Below are 3,454 nucleotides of genomic sequence, written 5' to 3'. Positions count from 1 at the left end.
CCAGCCCCCATTCCGGACTTTCACCGTAGAGATGACGCCCATGCCGGGCGTACAGCATGAAACGGCATCACGTCGATGTGATGCCGTTTTGCGTCTGCTCCGCTTCCTTCCGCGAGCGGTGCGCGATTCCCCAACCGGCCATTGCCTCCATGACCGGAATGAACGTCCTGCCGTACTCGCTCAGCGCGTATTCGACTTTCGGGGGCACCTGATGATAGACCGTCCGGATGATCAGGTTGTCCTGCTCGAGCTCCCGCAGCTGTTCCGTCAACATTTTTCGGGTAATGTTCGGGATCGAGCGGAGCAGCTCGTTGAACCGTCTGGTGCCGCCGACGAGCCGCCAGAGTATGACTACCTTCCACTTGCCGCCGATGACTGACAACGTTTCCTCCACGGGACAAAAATCAAGCTCCGTTCCTTCACCAGCTCCCACGACCGGCACGTTCCTTTCAACCAAGGTTTCTTACAGGGTACTACGTTACGGGAAAGTGCGTACTTACGACTCCGATACCGTATCGATTATACTGCAAATCGGCACACGACAGTGCAAGAAACCACATTCCAAGGAGGAATTCCCGATGTCCGATGGCAAAATGCAGGCGGTTGTCGTCCGCGAATACGGCGGGCCCGAAGTGCTGAGACTGGAGCAAATCGACCGTCCCGTCCCCGGAGCCGGCGAAGCGCTGGTCAAAATCCGCTATGCGTCCGTCATCCCGCTGGACTGGAAAATCCGGAGCGGATCGGCGCATAACGTATTTCCGAAGACGTTCCCGTATGTTCCCGGCTTTTACGCATCCGGCGTCATCGAAGCGCTTGGTCCGGGCGTGACGGATTTCAAGGTCGGCGACCGCGTGTTCGGGGCGTTCGACGGTGCCTATGCGGAATACGGCGTCGCTCCGGCCGTCCGGCCGGACGGAGCGGAAAACCCGGAAGGCGCCGTTCCGGCGAAGGCGCTGGTGAAGATGCCGGACGGCCTCTCCTTCGAGGATGCCGCCGCGATCCGGGCGGGAGCGGACGCGGCGTGGCACGCACTGTTCGCCGAAGGAAATCTTCAGGCGGGCCAGACAGTGCTCATACACGCCGCGGCAGGCGGCGTGGGACAGTTCGCGGTGCAGCTCGCGAAATGGAAGGGCGCCCGCGTCATCGCCACCTGCTCGGCGGCCAATGCGGATTTCGTAATGTCCCTGGGCGCGGACGAGGTCATCGATTATGCAAAGACGGCGTTTGCAGAAACCGTGAAGGATGTTGATCTCGTCATCGACGGCGTCGGGGGCGAGACGCAGGACCGGTCATGGGCCGTCCTGAAGCGGGGAGGCGTTCTTGTCGCCCTGACGCAGCCTCCCTCCCGTGAACAAGCGGAAGCGCACGGCGTCAGGGCAACCTTCAACTACGGGTACCCGTCATACGAGCAGCTCCTGACCATTGCGCAAATGATCGCCAACGAAACACTCAAGGCGAAGATCGATTCCGTCTTCCCGCTTGGCGAAGCGGACAAGGCGCACGCGAAAAGCGAGAGCGGCCACGGCCGGGGCCGAATTCTGCTGCGCGTCGGCGCGGAGGACGAGCGGCCGTCCTGACGATAGCGCCATCCTGACGTTTGAATCGTCCTTGCGTCAGCCGCCGTCCGACAGCAAGCCGCGCGCCCCGTCGGTCAGCACGGCCAGCACGCGGTCAGTCATGTCGTCCACGCCGATCGCGTCCCGGCCCCTGCTCCATTCGACCGCGGCGCCGAAGATCGCCCAGCTCATCATGAGCGCCATCGTGTCGGCGGGAACGCCGGCCGGCTGCTCCGCGCCGATCCGCGCAAGCCAATCCTTGAGCAGCCCGGCCAGCTCGCCGCGGATCGCCCGTTCGAACAGCGGATCGACCGTATCGACCGGGTTGCAGCGGCCGTACAGCGACCGGACATGCTCCAGCACCGTGCGGACGAGCAGGCGCAGATGCTCCGGATTGAAGCCCGCGTCCGCCGGAAGCCGCCCTTCCAGCAGGAAGCGGAACTTGTCGCGGATGGACTGCTCGAGCAGCGCGAATTTGTCGGGAAAATGGGCGTAGAACGTCCCCCGGTGCACGTCCGCCCGGTCGGTGATGTCCTTGATCGTCATCGCGGTGAACCCTTTTTCCCGCATCAGTTCCGCGAACGACCGCTTGAGCAGTTCCCGCGACCTTCTGCTCCTGCGGTCGGCTTCCCGTCCCTCCGTCGCCATCGCTCCTCCGCACCCTTCTGCCCGTTCCGGCCATGCTGCACGACAATTCCGCCCGTTTGTCGGGTAACCGACGGACGGCCCGCATTGTCCGTTGTCCCTCGATTCCCGGGTTCCTACAATTTTAGTGGACGACGGGTATGGAATCAATATGGAACGGGAGGTGCGAACATGGTCATGGAAGTGCCCGGGAAGATGAAGGCGATCCGGTTTTCCGTCTTCGGCGGACCCGAAGTGCTTCGTCTGGAGGAAGTGCCCGTACCGGTGCCGGGTGAAGGCGAGGTGCTCGTCCGCGTCCACGCCGCGGGCGTCAATCCGGGCGACTGGCAGATCCGGTCCGGACTGGCCGGCGACCGCTTCGGGCTCCCCTATATTCCCGGCTGGGACGTGGCGGGGACCGTCGCCGCGGGCGGCGCGGACGCCGGCTTCCGGCCGGGCGACGCCGTGTACGGGATGACGGCGGACAGCGGCGGCTGCGCGGAATACGCGGTTGTGCCCGCCGGACAGCTCGCGCGCAAGCCGTCTGCGGCCACGTTCATCGAAGCGGCGGCGCTGCCCCAGTCCGGCTTCACCGCCTGGCACGCGCTGTTCGAGCAGGGACGGCTGGAACCCGGCCAGACAGTGCTGATCAACGGCGCCGCAGGCGGCGTCGGCCATCTGGCGGTGCAGCTCGCCCGCTGGAAGGGGGCGCGCGTCATCGGGACGGCTTCCGCCCGGAACGAGCGCTTCCTGCGGGAACTGGGCGTCGACGAATTCATCGACTACGCGGCCGGAATGCCGGCGGAGCTCGCGGGCAGCGCGGACCTCGTCCTCGACACGGCGGCCGGCGGCGACCGGGATTGGCTCATCGACGCGCTGAAACCGGGCGGCCGGCTTGTGCCGATCGCCTTCGGCCGTCATTCGGCCGGGAAGGCGGCGGAAGCGGCGGTCGAAGTTCAGGAGGTGCAGTTCCCGCCCTTCTCCTCCGCCGTGCTGGATCAACTGTCCAGTCTGGTCGACGAAGGCAGGCTGCACGTGTCGATCGATTCGGTGTTTCCGCTGGAAGAGACGGCGAAGGCGCACGTGCGGAGCGAAAGCCGGCGGGCGCGCGGGAAAATCGTGATCTGCGTCCGGTCCGGGTAAGCGGCAGCCGCATGGTTGTGTTCAATCGGTCTTCACTTTGCTATACTGATGAAAATTGCTGCGCGGGAATTCAAAACTCAACTTTCGCACCTAGAAAATCAATGTAAAACCAATTGTGGAGCGGGCTTAGG

General features: G+C 64.4%; 4 protein-coding genes. 2 read left to right on the top strand and 2 right to left on the bottom strand.

Going from position 1 to position 3,454, the window contains the following annotated elements; genetic code table 11:
• Window positions 1–67 precede the first annotated feature (67 nt).
• Window positions 68–382, bottom strand: a complete 315-nt coding sequence (locus KJQ12_RS02475; protein ID WP_280529241.1) for a winged helix-turn-helix transcriptional regulator — start codon at window positions 380–382, stop codon at window positions 68–70.
• Between the two features lie 196 nt (window positions 383–578).
• On the opposite strand from KJQ12_RS02475, the gene KJQ12_RS02470 reads away from it, so the two are divergent.
• Window positions 579–1,577 carry an NADP-dependent oxidoreductase gene (locus tag KJQ12_RS02470; RefSeq protein ID WP_213483335.1) on the top strand — a complete coding sequence of 333 codons (999 nt, stop codon included), beginning with the start codon at window positions 579–581 and terminating at the stop codon, window positions 1,575–1,577.
• Between the two features lie 36 nt (window positions 1,578–1,613).
• Here the strand turns inward: KJQ12_RS02470 and KJQ12_RS02465 are convergent, their stop codons facing one another.
• Window positions 1,614–2,204 carry a TetR/AcrR family transcriptional regulator gene (locus KJQ12_RS02465; protein WP_213483334.1) on the bottom strand — a complete coding sequence of 197 codons (591 nt, stop codon included), beginning with the start codon at window positions 2,202–2,204 and terminating at the stop codon, window positions 1,614–1,616.
• Window positions 2,205–2,372: 168 nt separating this feature from the next.
• Between KJQ12_RS02465 and KJQ12_RS02460 the strand changes: the two genes are divergently transcribed.
• The gene (locus tag KJQ12_RS02460; RefSeq protein ID WP_213483333.1) at window positions 2,373–3,323 is read left to right on the top strand and encodes an NADP-dependent oxidoreductase; all 951 of its coding nucleotides are present in this window, start codon (window positions 2,373–2,375) and stop codon (window positions 3,321–3,323) included.
• Window positions 3,324–3,454 lie beyond the last annotated feature (131 nt).

The sequence above is a fragment of the Thermobacillus xylanilyticus genome (genome assembly GCF_907165215.1).
Taxonomy (GTDB): Bacteria; Bacillota; Bacilli; order Paenibacillales; family Paenibacillaceae; genus Thermobacillus; species Thermobacillus xylanilyticus.
Note: the sequence above shows the minus strand (reverse complement) of the source record. Positions and strands in the feature narration are given on the sequence as shown.